The sequence below is a fragment of the Vibrio sp. RE86 genome (assembly GCF_013114545.1).
GTDB lineage: Bacteria > Pseudomonadota > Gammaproteobacteria > Enterobacterales > Vibrionaceae > Vibrio.
Window position 1 is genome coordinate 1 of the sequence record NZ_VTXI01000013.1, and the last position, 18,056, is coordinate 18,056.

Sequence of the window (18,056 nt, forward strand, 5' to 3'; positions counted from 1 at the left end):
CGCTAAAAATCAAGGGAGCATTTAACATGGGTAGAACTACAGGCAAAGCCCAACTGAATGATAACCACCTACTGAAGTAGGTGGTTTAGGGCTGAAAACAAAAATAAAGGCCGCTAACGCGACCTTTATCGACTATATAGTCGGAGTTAGATCAGATTCCTGACCCATCCTGTTCATTGTCTTCTTCGTGAAGACCACATTCACGTTTAAGACCGAAGAATCTTGTCTCTTCTTCTGCCATTCCTGGCTCCCACTTTTTAGTGGTATGTGTGTCACCGACTGATAGATAACCGTCATCCCACAATGGGTGATAAGAAAGGCCATGCTCTTCTAAGTAATAGTGAACATCTTTGTTACTCCAGTCGATAACTGGTAAGAATTTAAATACGCCATTCTGTACCGACAAGATCGGTAGCCCTGCTCGAGATTTAGATTGCTCTCGACGTAGACCTGAGAACCAGGTACCCACTTCAAGTTCATCTAATGCTCTACGCATCGGTTCAACTTTATTTATCTTGTTGTACTTTTCTATTCCCTCTATACCTTGATCCCAAAGCTTGCCATAACGCGCTTCTTGCCAATGTGGACTTTCAGCCGCGCGGTACACTTTAAGGTTTAAAGTTAACTGCTCGCTTAATTGATCAATGAAGCGATACGTTTCAGGGAACAAATACCCCGTGTCCGTCAAGATAACAGGAATATCAGGTTGCTGACGAGTAACAAGGTGTAGCATCACCGCTGCTTGAATTCCAAAGCTCGACGATACAGCAAATTGACCTTCAAGGTTTTCTAGAGCCCAAGCAACTCTCTGTTGAGCGGTTAGCTTCTCTAACTCACCATTAATTTCTGCTAGACGGAGTATTTGCTCCGTCTTAGTTAATGAGAGTAGTTCTGCTAACTTCGGTTTGGAAGCGACAGAATCAAGCATGCAAATCCCTCTTAGATACTTTGACCTCTTGTATGATGCCAGCTCGAATAGTGAAGTCCCCGAAACCTTCATTAACTTCACGTTCTTTTGCCCAGCGTCCCACTAGCTGATCAATCTCTTCTAGTATCTGTTTATCTGTGATGTTCTCTTTATACATCTTCGGAATACGTGTACCTGCACGGTTACCACCTAAATGAAGGTTGTAACGACCAGGAGCTTTACCGACCAGACCGATTTCAGCCAACATTGCTCGACCACAGCCATTAGGACAGCCTGTTACACGTAAGATAATGCTCTCTTCTTCTGGCAAGCCATGTTTTTCAAGAATACCTTCCACGTCCGTGACGAATTCAGGTAAGAAACGTTCTGCTTCTGCCATGGCGAGCGGACAAGTAGGGAAAGCCACACACGCCATTGAGTTTTTGCGCTGTTCACTTACACCATCATCAATTAACCCATGCTCACGAGCAATCTTTTCAATTTTCGCTTTCTGACTTTTCGCAACACCGGCAACAATTAAGTTTTGGTTTGCCGTCATGCGGAAATCACCTTTATGGATCTTGGCAATTTCAGCTACACCTGTTTTGAGTGGTTTACCAGGGAAATCCAATAAACGCCCGTTTTCGATAAACAACGCTAAATGGTGCTTGCCATCAAGGCCTTCAACCCAACCAATGCGGTCACCACGATCTGTGAACTCGTAAGGGCGGCTGTCAGAAAACTGAACGCCCGCACGCTTTTCTACCTCGGCTTTAAATACATCAATACCAACGCGGTCTAGTGTGTATTTAGTTTTGGCATTCTTACGGTTAGAGCGATTACCCCAGTCACGTTGCGTTGTTACTACTGCTGCAGCAACATCCAAGGTCTTATCTAAAGGAACAAAGCCAAAGTCATCGGCACGGCGTGCATACGTAGAGGTGTCACCATGAGTCATCGCTAGACCACCGCCGACTAAGACATTAAAGCCCACCAGCTTACCGTTCTCACCAATCGCGACAAAGTTAAGGTCGTTAGCATGGACATCCACGTCATTTTGCGGAGGAATCACAACCGTCGTTTTAAACTTTCGTGGAAGATAAGTCTTACCCAGAATTGGTTCATCATCTTCGGTTGTTTCAACTTTTTCCCCATCTAGCCAGATTTCTGCATACGCTTTCGTTTTAGGCAGTAGATGCTCACTGATCTTCTTCGCCCACTCGTAAGCTTCTTGGTGCAACTCTGATTCTACAGGGTTAGTTGTACATAGAACGTTTCGGTTTACGTCACCCGCTGTCGCAATTGAATCGATGCCAATGCTATTGAGTGTTTGGTGCATCAATTTGATGTTCGGCTTTAACACTCCATGAAACTGGAAAGTTTGACGAGTTGTCAGTCGGATACTTCCATATAGAGAGTGATCCGTTGCAAACTTATCAATCGCCAACCACTGTTTTGGGCTGATGATGCCACCCGGCATACGCGCACGAAGCATGACGTTATGCAATGGCTCAAGCTTTTGCTTCGCACGTTCATTTCGGATATCACGGTCATCTTGCTGGTACATACCGTGGAATCGAATCAGTTGGAAGTTATCCGCTGTGAATCCACCCGTGATTCTATCTTGCAAGTTCTCTTCAATCGTACCGCGAAGGAAATTACTTTGCGTTTTCAGACGCTCGTTATCAGACAGTTTTCCTAACTCTTCGCCTAATACAACCTGCTTATTATTCTCAGTAGAAAAAGTCATTAGTACACATCCCTTTGATAACGTTTCGCTTTACGTAGTTCGTTAATAAATTCTTCAGCATCATCGCGAGACATCTTGCCTTCTTGCTCTGCGACAATAATCAGTGCTTCGTGGACATCTTTCGCCATGCGAGTCGCATCACCACATACGTAGATGTATGCACCTTCTTGTAGCCATTGCCATACTTGGGCTGCGTTTTCTAAGATTCGATGCTGAACATAGACTTTTTCAGCTTGGTCACGACTGAACGCAACATCTAAGCGGTTAAGCAATCCTGACTTAAGGTACTTCTGCCACTCGACTTGATATAAGAAGTCTTGGGTAAATGTGCGGTCACCGAAGAATAACCAGTTTTTACCTTCCGCATCTCTATTGTCACGTTCTTGTATGAAGCTACGGAACGGTGCGATACCCGTACCTGGACCAATCATAATCACAGGGACATTGTCATCTTGAGGCAGCTTGAAGTTATTGTTGTTTTCAACAAACACTTTAACTTCACCACCCTCTTCTAGTCTTTGAGCAAGGAAGCTTGACGCACCACCGAAGCGTTTTTCATCGCCTTTGTCATATTCAACAAGGCCAACGGTTAGATGCACTTCTTCATCTACTTCTGTTTGACTCGAAGCAATAGAATATAGACGTGGTGTTAGGCGTCGAAGTAAACCAACCAGTTCATCAGCAGAAAGCTTCGTTTTCTTCTCTGATAAAACATCAACGACTTGAGTGTTACCCGCGTATTCACGAAGCTTGTCTTTATCTTCCACCAGCTTTTCTAGTTTCTTACTGCCAGACAATTCAGCAAATTTCGTTACGAACTGAGGATTCGCGGCTGTAATTTCGTACTTACTGACAAGAGCGCTGTGGATAGAAAGGCTTTCACCATCAACTTCAACACTTTCAACACCAGAGAGTCCGACTTTACTCAGAATCGCATTTGCCAATTCAGAGCTGTTTTCAAACCATACACCTAGAGCGTCACCTGGCTGGTAAGTCAAACCTGACTCATCAAGATCGATCTCTACATGTCGAACGTCTTTTCCTGAGTCTCGGCCTGTAATTTTTTGGCTGGTCAGCAGTGTTGCCGTGTATGGGTTATGTTTATTGTATTGAGAGTGCCCAGGCGCGGCTTGGCCAACAGGTAGCTGTACGACTTCCGCTTCAGCGCCAGAAGAGAGTGCTTCTTTTACTTTATCTAGTGCTTTAGAACGCCACTCAGCAGCAGGTGCTTCATAGTCAACATCCAGATCAATTCGATCAATGAATGGAGTCGCACCTTGCTTAGCTAAGAATGCATCGAAGTCTTTACCTGTTTGACAGAAAAATTCATAGCTAGAATCACCCAGCCCGATGACACCGTATTGTAGGTTCGGAAGCTTAGGGGCTTTCTTCGACTGAAGGAATTCATGCAATTCAATGGCATTGTCTGGTGCTTCACCTTCACCATTGGTCGACGCCACAAAAATAACGTGTGTCTCTTTAGCAAGGTTTTTACCTTTATAGTCGCTCGCATCAAACAGCTCGACAGCAATACCCTGTGCTTTCGCTTCTTGCTCAAGTGCTTCAGCTACGCCTTTCGCGTTACCTGTTTGAGAAGCAAAGATAATAGATAGCTTGCCTGCAGGTTTTGCAGCAACGGCTGCGGCAGATTGATTGATTGGTGCAGCAGCAGCGGCTGGTTGCGCTTGTGCTAGTCCCCAAAAGTAACCACTGACCCATGCAAGCTGCTGTGATGACAGATCCGTAACAGTCTGTTGTAGTGAGCTAAGCTGCTGGTCATTAAGAGGCGCGGCGATTGACGGTAATTCTTGTGGTGTGTTTCCTTGAGAGGACACATTCTTGTTTAAAGACATGGTCTCGACATCCCTATTCATTGCGTGATGCTAGATTAACCACTCTCTTTAATAACAAGAAAGAATAGAAGTGAATGTTTTATAACTTTTTGAATTAAAGAATTGAGAAAGTTTGTGCAGGTAGGATTACTTAGCCTCGACTCGAACTTGCTTGAAACCCACCGCCATTGCTGACTTTGATGCAAGATCGAGGTCCACATAATGACATTCTTCACCGTGAGAATCCGTGAGTAACACAAAACCACCTCTAGCATGACGAAACTCGACAATCCAACTGCCCTCTTGGGCTGAAGGCTCGATGATAGCTTCGATCAACTGCTGCTCTCGGTAAAGGTTTCTTAGCTCATTAATGGTCATGAGATTCCTTTCTCTTGGTTAAAAAAACTGCTCCCTACTAAGCATGGTCAATGAATAAGAAAGTGCTAAATGATTTACTTAGTTATAATTAATAGATATAAAAAAACGCCACTTTAGAAGGTGGCGTTTTAAAAACTCGATCTTACTGGATTTAGAATGCGAACTCTGCGCCAACAAAGAAACCATTGGCAAAGATAAACGGTTTACCTAACTCAGAGCCTTCATTTGGCGAAAAGGTCTCTTTAGATTCAAGATCAATTACTCGGTAACCACCGCGGAACGCTAGCGTACTTGAACCAAGTGGTAGTCGATACTGCATACCTGCCATCAGGTCAGTGCTCTTAATGCCGCTGCTATCACCAAAGTTCATCTCACCAATAATATCGAAGTTGGTGTTTGGCACCGTCAGTTCAGCATAGCCATACCAAGCCCAGATGGTTTCATCGAACGTTCTTACTTCTTGAGTCACACCTTCAACATACTTGGTATTGCCAAGGTCGCTGATAGTGATACCCGCATCAAAGTGCATCAAATCATGTTCAAGAATACGGTAGTATAGCGTCAAATCTAACTTATCAAATGCCATGTAGTCAGCATCAACCGAACCATAACGGATACGAGCATCTGGTACATACTTGATATCGTGTTCAATCGCCGCATAGATTGTTGGAGTCGTTGTATCATCACGATTGACTTCGTTAACTTTGGTGCTCGGCCACCACATTTCTGCCCCTAACTTCGTCGTTAGTGATGACTCAGCGAAGGCTGATGTAGAGATAACAGCAGCTAATGCGGTGATGGTTTTCAAACCCATGAGGTGAACTCTCCAGATATTTGCGTCAAGCAGCGTGGCAAGACAAGCTCTTGATGGCTAGATAATGATGATATTGTTCAAATTCTATCATATTCATACCACTAGCCAGCAAGTATTTATCTTTGGCTCACATTTATCTCGGTTGAGCCACGTAAGTTTTGAAAAACCAAATACCAATTGCAATCACGATCAACCATGGTATCAGCTTAATCACCGCTCCGACCATTCCAAGTAAAAGCATCACAACCATCGAAAACGCCACACCCGCAAGTACCGTCACGACAGTTACGCCTGTAACCAGTAAGGTTGCAACAAACACCAATATAAAGATCAGCTCAAACATATGATTCTCCTTAGTTTTCACTATTTACTCTTTCACGATGTATGCCAACCTCAGTAAAACAACTAACTGTCTGATATAAAATAAATAAAAAAAGGCGCTCGTTATGAGCGCCTTCTTAAAATCGACCAGTCAGGTAAATTTCACCAAGTATGGTGGTAATTTTTACACATCTAGCTCTTTTGGAATTTTCGCTAAAGCAGCTTGTACAACTTCGATTCCAGAACCTGGTTTGTGAGCATTTTCACTGATGTAACGACGCCATTGGCGCGCACCTGGTATATTCTGGAAAAGACCCAGCATATGACGGGTAATGTGGCCAAGGTATGCACCTTGAGAAAGTTGTTGTTCGATATATGGGTACATCTCTTCAACGACTTGCGAGCGTTTCTTCACTGGCTTATCAAGACCAAAGATTTGTTGATCAACCTGCGCTAGGATGTAAGGGTTCTGATACGCTTCGCGTCCAACCATCACACCATCAAGATGTTCTAGGTGTGCCAGAGTTTCCTCTAGTGTTTTTACGCCGCCATTCACTGCTACCGTTAAGTGAGGAAAATCTTTCTTCAATTGGTATGCACGTGGATAATCCAGGGGTGGAATCTCACGGTTCTCTTTCGGGCTTAAACCAGACAACCAAGCTTTACGCGCATGGATCGTAAACTGATCACAACCGCCCTTCTCCGACACTGTCGAAATGAAGTCAGTTAAAAACTCATACGAATCTTGGTCGTCAATACCAATACGTGTTTTGACTGTCACAGGAACATCAACCACATCACGCATCGCCGCCACGCAATCTGCCACTAGCTGAGGTTCAGCCATTAAGATCGCACCAAACTTACCATTTTGAACACGGTCAGATGGGCAACCGACATTCAGGTTAATTTCGTCGTAACCACGTTCAGCCGCTAACTTAGCACACGTCGCTAAGTCTTGAGGGTTCGAACCACCAAGTTGAAGCGCTACTGGATGTTCTTCTTTGTTGTACGCTAGAAAATCACCTTTACCATGGATGATCGCACCTGTCGTGACCATCTCAGTGTAAAGGAGCGTTTCACTTGTAAGCAAACGGTGGAAGTATCGGCAATGACGATCTGTCCAATCCAACATTGGGGCAATAGAAAAGCGCTGCATTGGAAATTGTTGTTGAGTTTCAGTGTTAGACACGAAGCTACCTCTTCACAGTCAGTACCGCTTTAAATATAACGTCCATATTCCCATTGGCGGCATCAAAAAATAATCGCGCGATTATACACCGCTCTTCACAAAGATTCAGAATAATTAGTTCAATGGGCAATATTCAATTCTCCAACGTAAATCACGTTCCACAAGCTTATTGATAACTAAGGGAATTAATTAAGTGCTCAATTTATAAAAGGTAACTATCCTAAAGGGTAAACTAAAAATAAATTCTGCAGTAAAGGATCTACCGCAATGCTCAATGAACCTATCGATAAGCCCATCGTCTTAGTCGTTGATGATATCCCAGACAACATTCATACCCTATCCGGTGTCCTCTCTGATGATTACCGCATAAAAGCAGCCACTTCTGGCCTCAAAGCACTGCAGATTGCAACCAGTTCGCCTAAACCTCATCTCATTTTGCTCGATATCATGATGCCAGAAATGGATGGTTACGAGGTCTGCGAAAAATTGAAGTCCGACCCAAGAACGTCCGATATCCCGGTGATTTTTGTGACGGCAAAAGCCGAAGTCGTCGATGAGCAAAAAGGCTTTGAGATGGGTGCGGTCGATTATATTACCAAACCTATCAGTCCCCCTATCGTTCTGGCTCGCGTCAAAACTCATATCGCTTTACATGACCAGAACCTTTCCCTCGCACAGCAAGTTCGAGAGCGTACAGCTCAACTTGAAAAGACAAGGCTTGAGGTAATTCAACGTTTAGGACGAGCCGCAGAGTACAAAGACAACGAAACCGGAATGCACGTCATAAGAATGAGCCACTACTCTAAAATTCTTGCCGAGCAGCTGGATGTCAGTAAGCGTTGGGTTGAATTGGTTTTTCAAGCTTCACCTATGCATGACATTGGTAAAATCGGTATTCCTGACGCTGTGCTACGCAAGCCGGGTAAGTTGGACGGTGACGAATGGGAAGTGATGCAAACTCACGTAAAAATTGGTGCGGATATCATCGCCGATAGTGACTCGTTACTTTTACAAATGGCACAAGAGATTGCGCTCTATCACCACGAGAAATGGGATGGCAGCGGTTATCCTCATGGCTTGAAAGGTGAAGAGATTCCGCTCAGTGCGCGAATTGTTGCCATCGCCGACGTGTTTGATGCGCTGACCAGTGAACGCCCTTATAAGAAAGCGTGGCCAATAGAAAAGGCAATCGCAGTGTTAGAGCAAGACGCTGGCACTCACTTCGACCCAAATCTCGTGCCTATTTTCATCCAGCAAATGGATAAAATTTTAGAGATTAAAGACTCTTTCAAAGACGAATTCTAATTTACTGAGGCAAGAATGGACTCCGTTAAAAATTACTCTCTCGATTCAAAACGCATCTTAATTGGCTTTGTTATAGCGTCTTGCATGTTATTGATTGCGGGCATCATGGGGTGGATGAGCCTTACCAAACGCTTCGACACCATTGATCACTATGCAAGCAACGCTCAACTTCTCTCTACTCTCGACAATATAAAAGTGCTTGAGCAGAGCTATATCCGCTTACCTGAACCTGAATTAAGAGACGAACTAGCTCAGCAGATTAATAAAGCTCAAGCTTTAGCCTTAATTGCGATAGAGAATGGTGCGGAGCAATCTGTAACTTTGGGTATCAGCGAGTATCATCAGCAATTTGAGCAATACGTTGACCTCAACAGTCAAACGGCCGCAGTGCGCAACGGAGTCTCCGAAACGGGACAAAGGACAGAAGAGTTAGTCCAAACTGTTCAGATGGAACATGAAGCTTTTATTGAATCGGGTATTGCTGAGATTGATTTACTCCGCAGTAAAGTGGATCACGAATCAGACAGTGCGATTCAAGCTCACTGGTTAGTCAGCCTTATTGCTAATTCACAAGCTGAGCAGCAGAGTTATCTCGTCACGAATAAGCAAGAATCACTCAGTACCGCTCAGTTAGAGTTAAAGAAAGCAGAAGGCGTTATCACCCTACTAAAAGATCAGGCCAGTGATGAAGAGAGTCAGTCACTACTGGTTTTAATCAACAATGCCAAAAACCGCTATAGCTCTGCGCTTGTTCAGTTACGTAGCTGGCCCAAACTATCAGAACCTCTACAAGCGAATATTTCATCTCAAATTGATCGTTCGACCGATGAACTTATTCGAACGACAACCAAGCTACGAACTCACTTACAAATTCGTTTAAGGCTGTCCCAACAAGCAGTGACCAGTCTGCAACTTTCGATTAGTGACAAATTATCCATTAGCTCCAACTTACTGGTTCTGCATACCGAGATAAACAATGCTCAACAAAGTGATAAAGACTACGCGATATCCCAAGTTGTCTCTCGTCAGAATGAATTAAAACAAGAAGTGCTCAATAATTTATCTGCGGCACTCGGCCTTTTAGATAACCTTTATGAACAAGTCGTCACCGAAGACGAGCAGTTACAGATCAACGCTCTGCAAACAATTACCCAAGAGTACAAACAACTGTTTAGTGCATTGACTGAGCTTCGCAGCGAAAAGCTCACGCTTATCCAAAAGCTTGAACAAAGCCACCAAGGGATTATTGATGGCATCGCTCCGAGTTATCAGCGTCAGCTAAAAGCGGTTGAAGACTCTGGCGCTATCGCTACCAACCTTGCCATCGGTGGTGGGATATTTTTGTTTACGCTGTTGCTACTCGGCGTGTTAGCCAACAAATCTCATGCCGCTCTAGAGCGATTTGCCGACAAACTGGCAATTGCCCGTGACGAAGCCAACTCGGCAAACAGTGCTAAGTCTGACTTTTTAGCCAACATGAGCCATGAAATACGCACACCAATGAATGCCATTATTGGGATGAGCTATCTCGCGCTCAAGACCGATTTGACCAAAGCGCAGCGTAACTACATTCACAAAGTGAAACTGTCGGCGGATTCGTTACTTGGGCTCATCAACGACATCTTAGACTTCTCGAAAATTGAAGCTGGGAAACTCGATATTGAGAAAGTCGATTTCCACCTAGAAAATGTGCTCGATAATATCTCTAATCTAGTTGGTCTAAGAGCCTCTGAGCGTGGGTTAGAACTGCTTATTCAGATTGACAGAGATGTACCTACCACGTTGGTTGGTGATCCACTCCGATTGGGACAGGTACTGATCAATCTTGCCAACAATGCAGTGAAGTTTACCGAGAAAGGTGAGATTAAAATTTCTGTCAGCGTGGTGGAAAGAAACGGCGATGATTTAACGCTCCAGTTTAACGTCGAGGATAGCGGCATTGGTATGACGCCTGAACAAACGTCGAAACTGTTTAGTAAGTTTACCCAAGCAGACAGTTCAACAACGCGCAAGTATGGTGGTACAGGTCTTGGATTGGCGATCAGTAAAGAGCTGAGTCAACTTATGGGCGGAGACATTAAAGTCGAGAGTGAAGCGGGAAAAGGATCGTGTTTCTCTTTCTCGATTACGACTCAAGTGAGCCACGCCCTTAAACAAGAAGACCTGTCTATCCCTGTAGAGATCAACAAACTCAAAGTACTGATTGTTGACGACAACGCGAGCGCGAGAATTATCGTTGAAGATATTCTCGACTCATTGCAGTTTGAAACTCAGTGCGTCAGCAATGTCGATGATGCACTAGACGAACTCAACAAAGCGATTGTGCAAAAATCCCCGTTTGACCTGCTCATATCTGACTGGCAAATGCCAGGGAAAGACGGGATAGATCTTATTGAATCACTCAGCCAAACACTTGAAGACCACCAGCAGCCAAAAGTCTTGATGCTCACGGCCTATGGACGTGAAGACTTAAGCGAAGCATTTGAGCAAAGACAGCTGAACACACCGAGCATTTTGGATAAACCGGTCACCGCATCTCACCTGTTTGATGCCATAGTTAGTCTCTATGGTGTGAGTCATTCACGAGTTAGTCGTAGTGAAGCCGAAGAACAGCATCAATTGGCCAATGTTCAGCAACTGGCAGGCGCACAATTGTTACTTGTCGAAGATAATGAAATTAACCAAGAGCTGGCCGTAGAGTTACTTGAAGGACAGCAGATTCATGTAACGATTGCAGAAAATGGTCAGATTGCGATTGATATGTATAAGACCAACGACTTTGATGGCATTTTGATGGATTGCCAAATGCCGGTCATGGATGGCTATGAAGCGACGCAATTTATACGAGAGACGCTTGATGACCATGCTATTCCAATCATCGCGATGACTGCCAATGTGATGGAACGCGACAAAATAAAAGCACAACACGCAGGGATGAATGACATCATTGCGAAACCAATCGATGTTGGCAGTATGTTTAGCACCTTAGCCAAATGGATAACACCGAAACATCCACAACAATTTGTCGCTCAAACCGTAAGTCAGCAGGAGGAACTGCCGCAGATTGCAGGTATCGATACACAAACAGGACTTACTCGCTCGAGCGGCAACAGCGATTTATACAAAAAGCTGCTGATGCGATTTGCCAACACTTATCAAGATCAAGCAGCGGTCTCTACAGCGATCTCTTGTGAAGATAAAGAGATAAGAAAGCGTAACATCCATACGTTGAAAGGCGTGTCAGGAAACATTGGCGCCAATGAGCTACATCAACTGAGTAGCGAACTTGAACAAGATTTAGATAACCAAGAGCTCTATACACTCCTACTGAGCAAACTTGCCACGCTAGTAGCGGCTATCGACTCATCGTTTGTTGAGTCTCAAGAGAACGCGACAAACCCTGAAGTCGTCTCTAGCGATTACGATGCCGATAAGTTCAACCAGATTGTAAATGCGATTGAACAAAGTGAAACAGAAGCGGTTTCGATGATTAATCAACTAGATAGTGGCGCACAGATTGGTCTATCAAGTGGTGAACTCTCTGAGCTAGCCAGAGCGGTAGAAGAATTCGACTTTGAACGAGGTTTGGCAATCCTTAAAACAAGTCAGTGACGTTATCGACTCTATTTACGCGAATAGGTATCGCTTTATCAATAGATAAGGTAACTTATAGGCCGAAAATAACACTAAGTTGCTCCTTTTTAGTAAGCGAGCAACTTACTGACAAAGCTATAATATATTACCAAATGAGGAACGCTAAACCTCAATAGATGGTATATTATTATAAATGTCCAATGGTAATGGTGATAAGTTTGGGCCAGCAGTTAGTAAAACAAATTGAAGAACTATGTACCGCCAGAGGCGTACGACTCACAACACAACGTAAGCGTGTGTTTGAACTGATTTGTGCAAGTCCAAAGGCATCCAGTGCGTATGAACTGTTAGAAGAGTTAAAGCAGAGTGAACCTCAAGCTAAACCACCAACTGTTTATCGTGCGTTGGATTTTTTATTAGAGCAAGGTTTCATCCACCGAGTGGAATCAACCAATAGTTATATCCAATGCTGCTCTTGTAATGCTAATAAACACTTTTCGCACTTATTGATTTGCGATAATTGCGGCAATGTTATTGAATTGCAAGATGATAGTTTGGTAGCCTTGTTAGCCAATAATGCGAAAGAGCATGGTTTTACCATCAACAACCACGTTATTGAATCACATGGAATCTGTCAGTCTTGTAGTACTGACGAGTCGAAATAAAGATATAGAAGAAGATTATGCGCGCTGAATTTGTAAACCCGTTTTTAGCTTCACTGATGAATGTCTTAAAAACGATGGCTTCATTGGAACTGAAGCCACAGAAACCTCGTGTTAAGAAAGATGAGATTGCACGTGGAGATGTTTCAGGTTTGATAGGGATGGTTGGCCAGCAGACTCGCGGTTCTATGTCTATTACCTTTGATGAAGGCCTTGCCCTAGAGATCATGCAGAACATGCTTGGCGAGCGCCCTAATGGTTTGAACGATGAAGTTACCGATATGGTTGGTGAGATCACTAACATGGTGACGGGTGGCGCTAAACGTATTTTAGCTGAAAGCGGCTTCGACTTTGATATGGCAACACCTGTTGTTGTTTCTGGTAAAGGTCACACGATTCGCCATAAATGTGAAGGTTCAATCATTATCATGCCTTTCACTTCTCAATGGGGCAATGCGTTCATCGAAATCTGCTTCGAATAAAACGTTTTTCTCAATCAGATAGAATAAAAAAACGCTTCTAAAAAGAAGCGTTTTTTTATTACCAGCAACTAAAAAAGATTAAGCAATGATCGCTCTTTCTTTTAGCACCTTAATACAATCATCCACTAACGCATCAATCGACTTTTCACCCGCTAATAAATCGATTTCTGGATTAAGAGGCGCTTCATACTCAGAATCAATGCCCGTGAAATTAGCAATCTCTCCTGCGCGCGCTTTCTTGTACAACCCTTTCGGATCTCTCTGCTCACAAACTTCGAGAGAGGTATTCACGAACACTTCCAAAAACTCCCCCTCTGGTAGCATTTCTCTGACTAACTGTCTTTCTGCACGGTGGGGAGAAATGAATGCAGACAAGACAATCAAACCCGCATCAGCCATTAGCTTAGCCAGTTCGCCTATTCGGCGGATGTTTTCACGACGATCTTGCTCAGAAAAGCCTAAATCGCTACACAACCCATGGCGAACATTGTCTCCATCCAAAAGGTAGGTGTGATGACCAAGTTCCGCCAAACGAGTCTCCAGCGCACCTGCTACTGTTGATTTTCCTGCACCAGATAAACCGGTAAACCATAGTACAACCGGTTTCTGTTTTTTAATCTGTGAACGAAACGCTTTGTCTATTGCATGCTGATGCCAAACGACATTTTCATCTTTAACCGGTGTATACGTGGTCATAAGTCAGTCCTTTTAATATGGGAAGAAGAGTGGGATTAGAGTTAATACGATCACCGAATACACTATCGATAATGGGATCCCCACTCGAACATAATCTGTCATCTTGTAATTGCCTACACTGTAGACCAATAAATTCGTTTGATAGCCATAAGGCGAGATAAAACTGGCACTCGCGCCAAACAACACCGCCATAATGAACGGCATAGGATCAACGCCGTAGCCAATGGCCATACTGTAGCCAATAGGAAATGCGAGTGCTGCAGCTGCGTTGTTGGTGACAAGTTCAGTCAAAATTAGCGTAAGTAGATAAGTCGCGACGAGTGCACCAAAGACACCCCAACCATTAAATGCCTCGATAAACATTTGGCCTAAAGTCACGGACAAACCCGATGACAGCATCAATTGAGCGATAGAGAGAGCCGAACCTACAATCACAACGATGTCGACAGGGAACCGGCGACGCAACTCGCCCAAGTGCGTCACGCCAAAAAAGAGTGCGGCGAGCAAGAAAACCGAAAGGCCTTTAATCAATGGCACGATATCAAGCAATGCCAGCGCAATGACCGAAGCAAACCCCACCAAGACTAGAGCCGATTTATTGGCGTCGAGTCGTGCACTCGAATCCAGGTCATTGATGAGAACGAACTCTTTGCGGTGAGCTTGGCGTTCTTGTTCAAAACGTTTTCCAGGCACAAGAACTAAAGTATCACCAGCGATCAGCTCAATATTACCTAGTCCACCTTGCAGACGCTCATGCCCGCGGCGAATCGCCACCACAACAGCATCAAAGCGATCACGAAAATGGCTCGATTTAAGCGTTTTATTACAAAAACTCGCGGATGAACTTACGACAACTTCAACGAAACCTTGGCCATTTAGATGATGCTGACCAAACAGGGTTAGTCCTTGAATCTCTTGCAGAGTCGCAACGCTCTCGATATCGCCACAAAATAGAAGCCTATCACGAGCTTGAAGTACGAAATCAGGTTCAACTGACGCCATTGTTTGACCATCGCGAACGACCTCGGCGAGGAACAGTTTACGCAATGCTCGCAGATTATTTTCTTGGATACTACGCCCCACTAACGGGGAGCCGGGCTCTACCCTAGCTTCAAGGAAGTAAGGCAATTCATCTTGGCTTTGATCGTCGTAGTTGGGCAATAGGTAACTTAAAGGGATCAAGATCAACAAGCCACCGAACAGCACCGACAAGCCGATCAATGTGGGCGCAAAAAAGCTTAAACTTGGCAGCCCAGCATCTTCAACAAAGCTGTTGATGATCAAGTTGGTTGAGGTACCGATCAACGTCAGCGTACCACCCAAAATAGCAGTATAAGAGAGTGGGATTAGCAGCTTAGAAGGCGCATGTTGTTGGTTACGTTTGATCGCACTGATCAACGAGACCACCACTGCGGTATTGTTGGTAAACGATGAGAGCAAAGCCGTTGAGATACCAAGTTTGGCAACCACGGTGCCCAAACACCCTGTTGATAAAGAGCGACTCACCCAACTGATCAGGCGAGTCTTTTCGAGTGCTGCTGAAGCTAAGATCAACAGCACTAGAGTAAGCAAAGAAGAGTTAGTGAAATTAGTAGCAACATCCCCTAGCTCAATCATTCCTGCAAGGAAAGCGATAAACGCCGCACCTGCAAAGATAAAGCTTGGCTTAATTCGTGTTGTCAGTAGGCAAGTTACTATGCCTAGTAAAATTGCCAACACCAATCCTTGTTGCCACATATCGCTTCCTTGCCCTAGTCGGTTATTTCAGCAGTTGGCTGATATCTTTTGCTTCCCAATGTGGGAAGTGCTTACGAACAAGAGCGTTTAACTCCAATTCAAACGCAGAGATATCACCGACTTTCGCTTCAACACTGGTTAAGCTCTCACGAACTAGGCCTGCACCGACGGTCACGTTGGTTAAGCGATCGATAATGATGAAACCACCTGTATCTTGAGTCTCAAGATAGGTATCCAGTGCCACTGACTCCGTTAATGTCAGTTCACATAAACCAATACCATTCAGAGGCAGTTCAGCCGCAGAGTGCGTCGACAGGTTGTTGATGTCGTATTGATGGCGAATCGCCTCTACACGTCCAACTGTCTTCTTACCTGCAATCTTGATGTCGTACTCACGACCAGGCTGTAGCGCTTGCTCTGTCATCCAAACGATGTCAGCCAATAGGTGATTACTTGAAGCAACTTGTGCGCTCTCTAGTACAATCAGATCACCACGGCTGATGTCGATTTCATCTTCCAGAGTTAATGTCACTGCAAGACCTGCTTGAGCCTGCTCTAGGTCACCATCAAATGTCACGATACGTGCTACTTTCGATGTTTTGCCCGACGGCAGAGCTTTAACCTCATCACCGACTTTCACCGTGCCAGAGGCAATTGTGCCTGCAAAGCCACGGAAGTCGAGATTTGGTCGGTTAACGTATTGAACAGGGAAGCGGAACTCACCGACTTCTTTATCTTGATCAACATCGACCGTTTCAAGGATTTCAAGTAACGATGGACCTTCAAACCAGCTCATTCTTGGGCTTGCTTCTACCACATTGTCACCTTCCAGTGCCGAAAGCGGTAAGATTTGAATGTCTGTTTCACCTTGTAGATTCTTCGAGAACTCTAAGTACTCATCACGAATCTGCTCAAAACGATCTTGCGAATAATCAACAAGATCCATTTTGTTTACTGCTACGACAAAGTGTTTCAGTCCAAGTAGGTTTGAAATGAAAGAGTGACGACGAGTTTGATCCAGTACGCCCTTACGAGCATCAATCAAGATCACCGCTACATCACACGTCGAAGCGCCTGTCGCCATGTTACGAGTGTATTGCTCGTGCCCTGGTGTATCTGCAATGATGAACTTACGCTTTTGGGTAGAGAAGTAACGATACGCTACATCAATCGTAATCCCCTGCTCACGCTCAGCTTGTAAACCGTCAACAAGCAATGCCAAGTCTGGGCGCTCTCCAGTCGTGCCTACACGCTGGCTATCATTGTGAACTGCCGCTAGTTGATCTTCATAAATTTGCTTAGAGTCATGCAGTAAGCGACCGATCAGTGTACTTTTTCCGTCATCAACAGAACCACAAGTTAGGAATCTAAGTAGTGATTTGTATTGATGTTGTTTTAGGTATCCCTCGATACCAAGCTCTTCGAGTTGAGCTTCAACTGCGCTATTCATTTTCTTTCCTTAGATCCTGTTTAGAAGTAACCTTGGCGTTTCTTAAGCTCCATCGATCCTGACTGATCGTGGTCGATCGCTCGCCCTTGTCGTTCACTAGACGTCGCCACAAGCATCTCTTCAATAATGCCTGTTAACGTATTCGCCTCTGATTCAATCGCCCCTGTGAGTGGGTAACAACCAAGAGTACGGAATCGAACACTTTTCTCTTCGATCTTCTCACCAGGTTGTAATTCCATGCGCTCATCATCAACCATGATCAGCATGCCATCACGCTCAACCACTGGACGCTTATCCGCGAGGTAAAGAGGAACGATTTCAATATTCTCTAAATAGATGTATTGCCAAATATCGAGTTCCGTCCAGTTCGACAGTGGGAACACTCGAATGCTTTCCCCTTTATTGATCTGGCCGTTGTACGTCTTCCACAGTTCTGGACGCTGGTTTTTTGGATCCCATGTATGATTCTTATCACGGAAGGAATACACACGCTCTTTAGCACGAGACTTCTCTTCATCACGGCGAGCACCACCAAACGCTGCATCAAAACCATACTTGTTCAACGCCTGCTTTAGACCCTGAGTTTTCATGATGTCAGTGTGCTTTGAAGAACCATGCACAAATGGGCTACACCCCATCGCAAGACCTTCTGGATTCTTATGTACCAAAAGCTCGAAACCGTATTTTTCTGCGGTACGATCGCGGAACTTGATCATCTCTTTAAACTTCCAATCGGTATCTACGTGCAGTAGAGGGAATGGAATTTTGCCCGGGTAAAATGCTTTACGAGCAAGATGAAGCATGACGGATGAGTCTTTACCAATGGAGTACATCATCACTGGGTTATCAAACTCAGCGGCAACTTCACGAATAATGTGAATGCTCTCCGCTTCGAGTTGTTTGAGGTGGGTTAAACGTTCTTGGTCCATGTTAGTTGCT

The 18,056-nt window shown here is 44.5% G+C and carries 15 protein-coding genes; 4 read left to right on the top strand and 11 right to left on the bottom strand.

The window, feature by feature from the left end:
• Positions 1 to 151: 151 nt before the first annotated feature.
• The 7 genes from F0231_RS13115 to dusA all read right to left on the bottom strand — a co-directional run bounded on the left by F0231_RS13115 (position 152) and on the right by dusA (position 7,191).
• Positions 152 to 928 (bottom strand): phosphoadenylyl-sulfate reductase, encoded by a 777-nt coding sequence (locus F0231_RS13115; RefSeq protein ID WP_171760183.1) that lies wholly within the window; start codon positions 926 to 928, stop codon positions 152 to 154.
• Positions 921 to 2,657 carry an assimilatory sulfite reductase (NADPH) hemoprotein subunit gene (gene cysI, locus F0231_RS13120; RefSeq protein ID WP_171760184.1) on the bottom strand — a complete coding sequence of 579 codons (1,737 nt, stop codon included), beginning with the start codon at positions 2,655 to 2,657 and terminating at the stop codon, positions 921 to 923. The genes F0231_RS13115 and cysI overlap by 8 nt, the downstream gene beginning before the upstream one ends.
• Positions 2,657 to 4,510, bottom strand: a complete 1,854-nt coding sequence (locus tag F0231_RS13125) for an assimilatory sulfite reductase (NADPH) flavoprotein subunit (protein ID WP_171760185.1) — start codon at positions 4,508 to 4,510, stop codon at positions 2,657 to 2,659. Before F0231_RS13125 ends, cysI begins: the two co-directional genes overlap by 1 nt.
• A 126-nt stretch (positions 4,511 to 4,636) precedes the next feature.
• Entirely contained in the window at positions 4,637 to 4,867 is a 231-nt protein-coding gene (locus tag F0231_RS13130; protein WP_171760186.1) for a hypothetical protein, read from the bottom strand.
• 151 nt (positions 4,868 to 5,018) lie between these two features.
• On the bottom strand, positions 5,019 to 5,681 hold the full coding sequence (locus tag F0231_RS13135; RefSeq protein ID WP_171760187.1) for a TIGR04219 family outer membrane beta-barrel protein: 663 nt from the start codon (positions 5,679 to 5,681) through the stop codon (positions 5,019 to 5,021).
• Positions 5,682 to 5,814: 133 nt separating this feature from the next.
• The gene (gene pspG / locus F0231_RS13140) at positions 5,815 to 6,024 is read right to left on the bottom strand and encodes an envelope stress response protein PspG (protein ID WP_171760188.1); all 210 of its coding nucleotides are present in this window, start codon (positions 6,022 to 6,024) and stop codon (positions 5,815 to 5,817) included.
• 162 nt (positions 6,025 to 6,186) lie between these two features.
• Positions 6,187 to 7,191, bottom strand: coding sequence for a tRNA dihydrouridine(20/20a) synthase DusA (gene dusA, locus F0231_RS13145; protein WP_367613477.1), 1,005 nt, complete (start codon positions 7,189 to 7,191; stop codon positions 6,187 to 6,189).
• A gap of 267 nt (positions 7,192 to 7,458) precedes the next feature.
• Here dusA and F0231_RS13150 point away from each other — a divergent pair, with 267 nt between their 5' ends.
• The 4 genes from F0231_RS13150 to F0231_RS13165 all read left to right on the top strand — a co-directional run bounded on the left by F0231_RS13150 (position 7,459) and on the right by F0231_RS13165 (position 13,234).
• Positions 7,459 to 8,496 (top strand): two-component system response regulator, encoded by a 1,038-nt coding sequence (locus tag F0231_RS13150; protein WP_171760189.1) that lies wholly within the window; start codon positions 7,459 to 7,461, stop codon positions 8,494 to 8,496.
• 15 nt (positions 8,497 to 8,511) lie between these two features.
• Positions 8,512 to 12,108 (top strand): response regulator, encoded by a 3,597-nt coding sequence (locus tag F0231_RS13155; RefSeq protein WP_171760190.1) that lies wholly within the window; start codon positions 8,512 to 8,514, stop codon positions 12,106 to 12,108.
• Between the two features lie 182 nt (positions 12,109 to 12,290).
• Positions 12,291 to 12,755 (top strand): zinc uptake transcriptional repressor Zur, encoded by a 465-nt coding sequence (gene zur, locus F0231_RS13160; protein ID WP_171760191.1) that lies wholly within the window; start codon positions 12,291 to 12,293, stop codon positions 12,753 to 12,755.
• Positions 12,756 to 12,772: 17 nt separating this feature from the next.
• Positions 12,773 to 13,234, top strand: a complete 462-nt coding sequence (locus F0231_RS13165; RefSeq protein ID WP_171760192.1) for a chemotaxis protein CheX — start codon at positions 12,773 to 12,775, stop codon at positions 13,232 to 13,234.
• A 78-nt stretch (positions 13,235 to 13,312) separates the two neighbouring features.
• Here F0231_RS13165 and cysC read toward each other — a convergent pair whose 3' ends face one another.
• From cysC to cysD, 4 genes are read right to left on the bottom strand one after another with little or no spacing between them, the layout of a single operon-like run.
• Positions 13,313 to 13,930 carry an adenylyl-sulfate kinase gene (cysC, locus tag F0231_RS13170; RefSeq protein ID WP_171760193.1) on the bottom strand — a complete coding sequence of 206 codons (618 nt, stop codon included), beginning with the start codon at positions 13,928 to 13,930 and terminating at the stop codon, positions 13,313 to 13,315.
• Between the two features lie 12 nt (positions 13,931 to 13,942).
• Entirely contained in the window at positions 13,943 to 15,667 is a 1,725-nt protein-coding gene (locus F0231_RS13175; RefSeq protein ID WP_171760194.1) for an SLC13 family permease, read from the bottom strand.
• Between the two features lie 22 nt (positions 15,668 to 15,689).
• On the bottom strand, positions 15,690 to 17,117 hold the full coding sequence (gene cysN, locus F0231_RS13180; RefSeq protein WP_171760195.1) for a sulfate adenylyltransferase subunit CysN: 1,428 nt from the start codon (positions 17,115 to 17,117) through the stop codon (positions 15,690 to 15,692).
• Between the two features lie 20 nt (positions 17,118 to 17,137).
• Positions 17,138 to 18,046 carry a sulfate adenylyltransferase subunit CysD gene (gene cysD / locus F0231_RS13185; protein ID WP_171760196.1) on the bottom strand — a complete coding sequence of 303 codons (909 nt, stop codon included), beginning with the start codon at positions 18,044 to 18,046 and terminating at the stop codon, positions 17,138 to 17,140.
• Positions 18,047 to 18,056 lie beyond the last annotated feature (10 nt).

Coding starts and splice junctions, on each gene's coding strand:
- F0231_RS13115 (WP_171760183.1), bottom strand. CDS start 928: ATGCTTGATTCTGTCGCTTCCAAACCGAAGTTAGCAGAACTACTCTCA.
- cysI (WP_171760184.1), bottom strand. CDS start 2,657: ATGACTTTTTCTACTGAGAATAATAAGCAGGTTGTATTAGGCGAAGAG.
- F0231_RS13125 (WP_171760185.1), bottom strand. CDS start 4,510: ATGTCTTTAAACAAGAATGTGTCCTCTCAAGGAAACACACCACAAGAA.
- F0231_RS13130 (WP_171760186.1), bottom strand. CDS start 4,867: ATGACCATTAATGAGCTAAGAAACCTTTACCGAGAGCAGCAGTTGATC.
- F0231_RS13135 (WP_171760187.1), bottom strand. CDS start 5,681: ATGGGTTTGAAAACCATCACCGCATTAGCTGCTGTTATCTCTACATCA.
- pspG (WP_171760188.1), bottom strand. CDS start 6,024: ATGTTTGAGCTGATCTTTATATTGGTGTTTGTTGCAACCTTACTGGTT.
- F0231_RS13150 (WP_171760189.1), top strand. CDS start 7,459: ATGCTCAATGAACCTATCGATAAGCCCATCGTCTTAGTCGTTGATGAT.
- F0231_RS13155 (WP_171760190.1), top strand. CDS start 8,512: ATGGACTCCGTTAAAAATTACTCTCTCGATTCAAAACGCATCTTAATT.
- zur (WP_171760191.1), top strand. CDS start 12,291: ATGGTAATGGTGATAAGTTTGGGCCAGCAGTTAGTAAAACAAATTGAA.
- F0231_RS13165 (WP_171760192.1), top strand. CDS start 12,773: ATGCGCGCTGAATTTGTAAACCCGTTTTTAGCTTCACTGATGAATGTC.
- cysC (WP_171760193.1), bottom strand. CDS start 13,930: ATGACCACGTATACACCGGTTAAAGATGAAAATGTCGTTTGGCATCAG.
- F0231_RS13175 (WP_171760194.1), bottom strand. CDS start 15,667: ATGTGGCAACAAGGATTGGTGTTGGCAATTTTACTAGGCATAGTAACT.
- cysN (WP_171760195.1), bottom strand. CDS start 17,117: ATGAATAGCGCAGTTGAAGCTCAACTCGAAGAGCTTGGTATCGAGGGA.
- cysD (WP_171760196.1), bottom strand. CDS start 18,046: ATGGACCAAGAACGTTTAACCCACCTCAAACAACTCGAAGCGGAGAGC.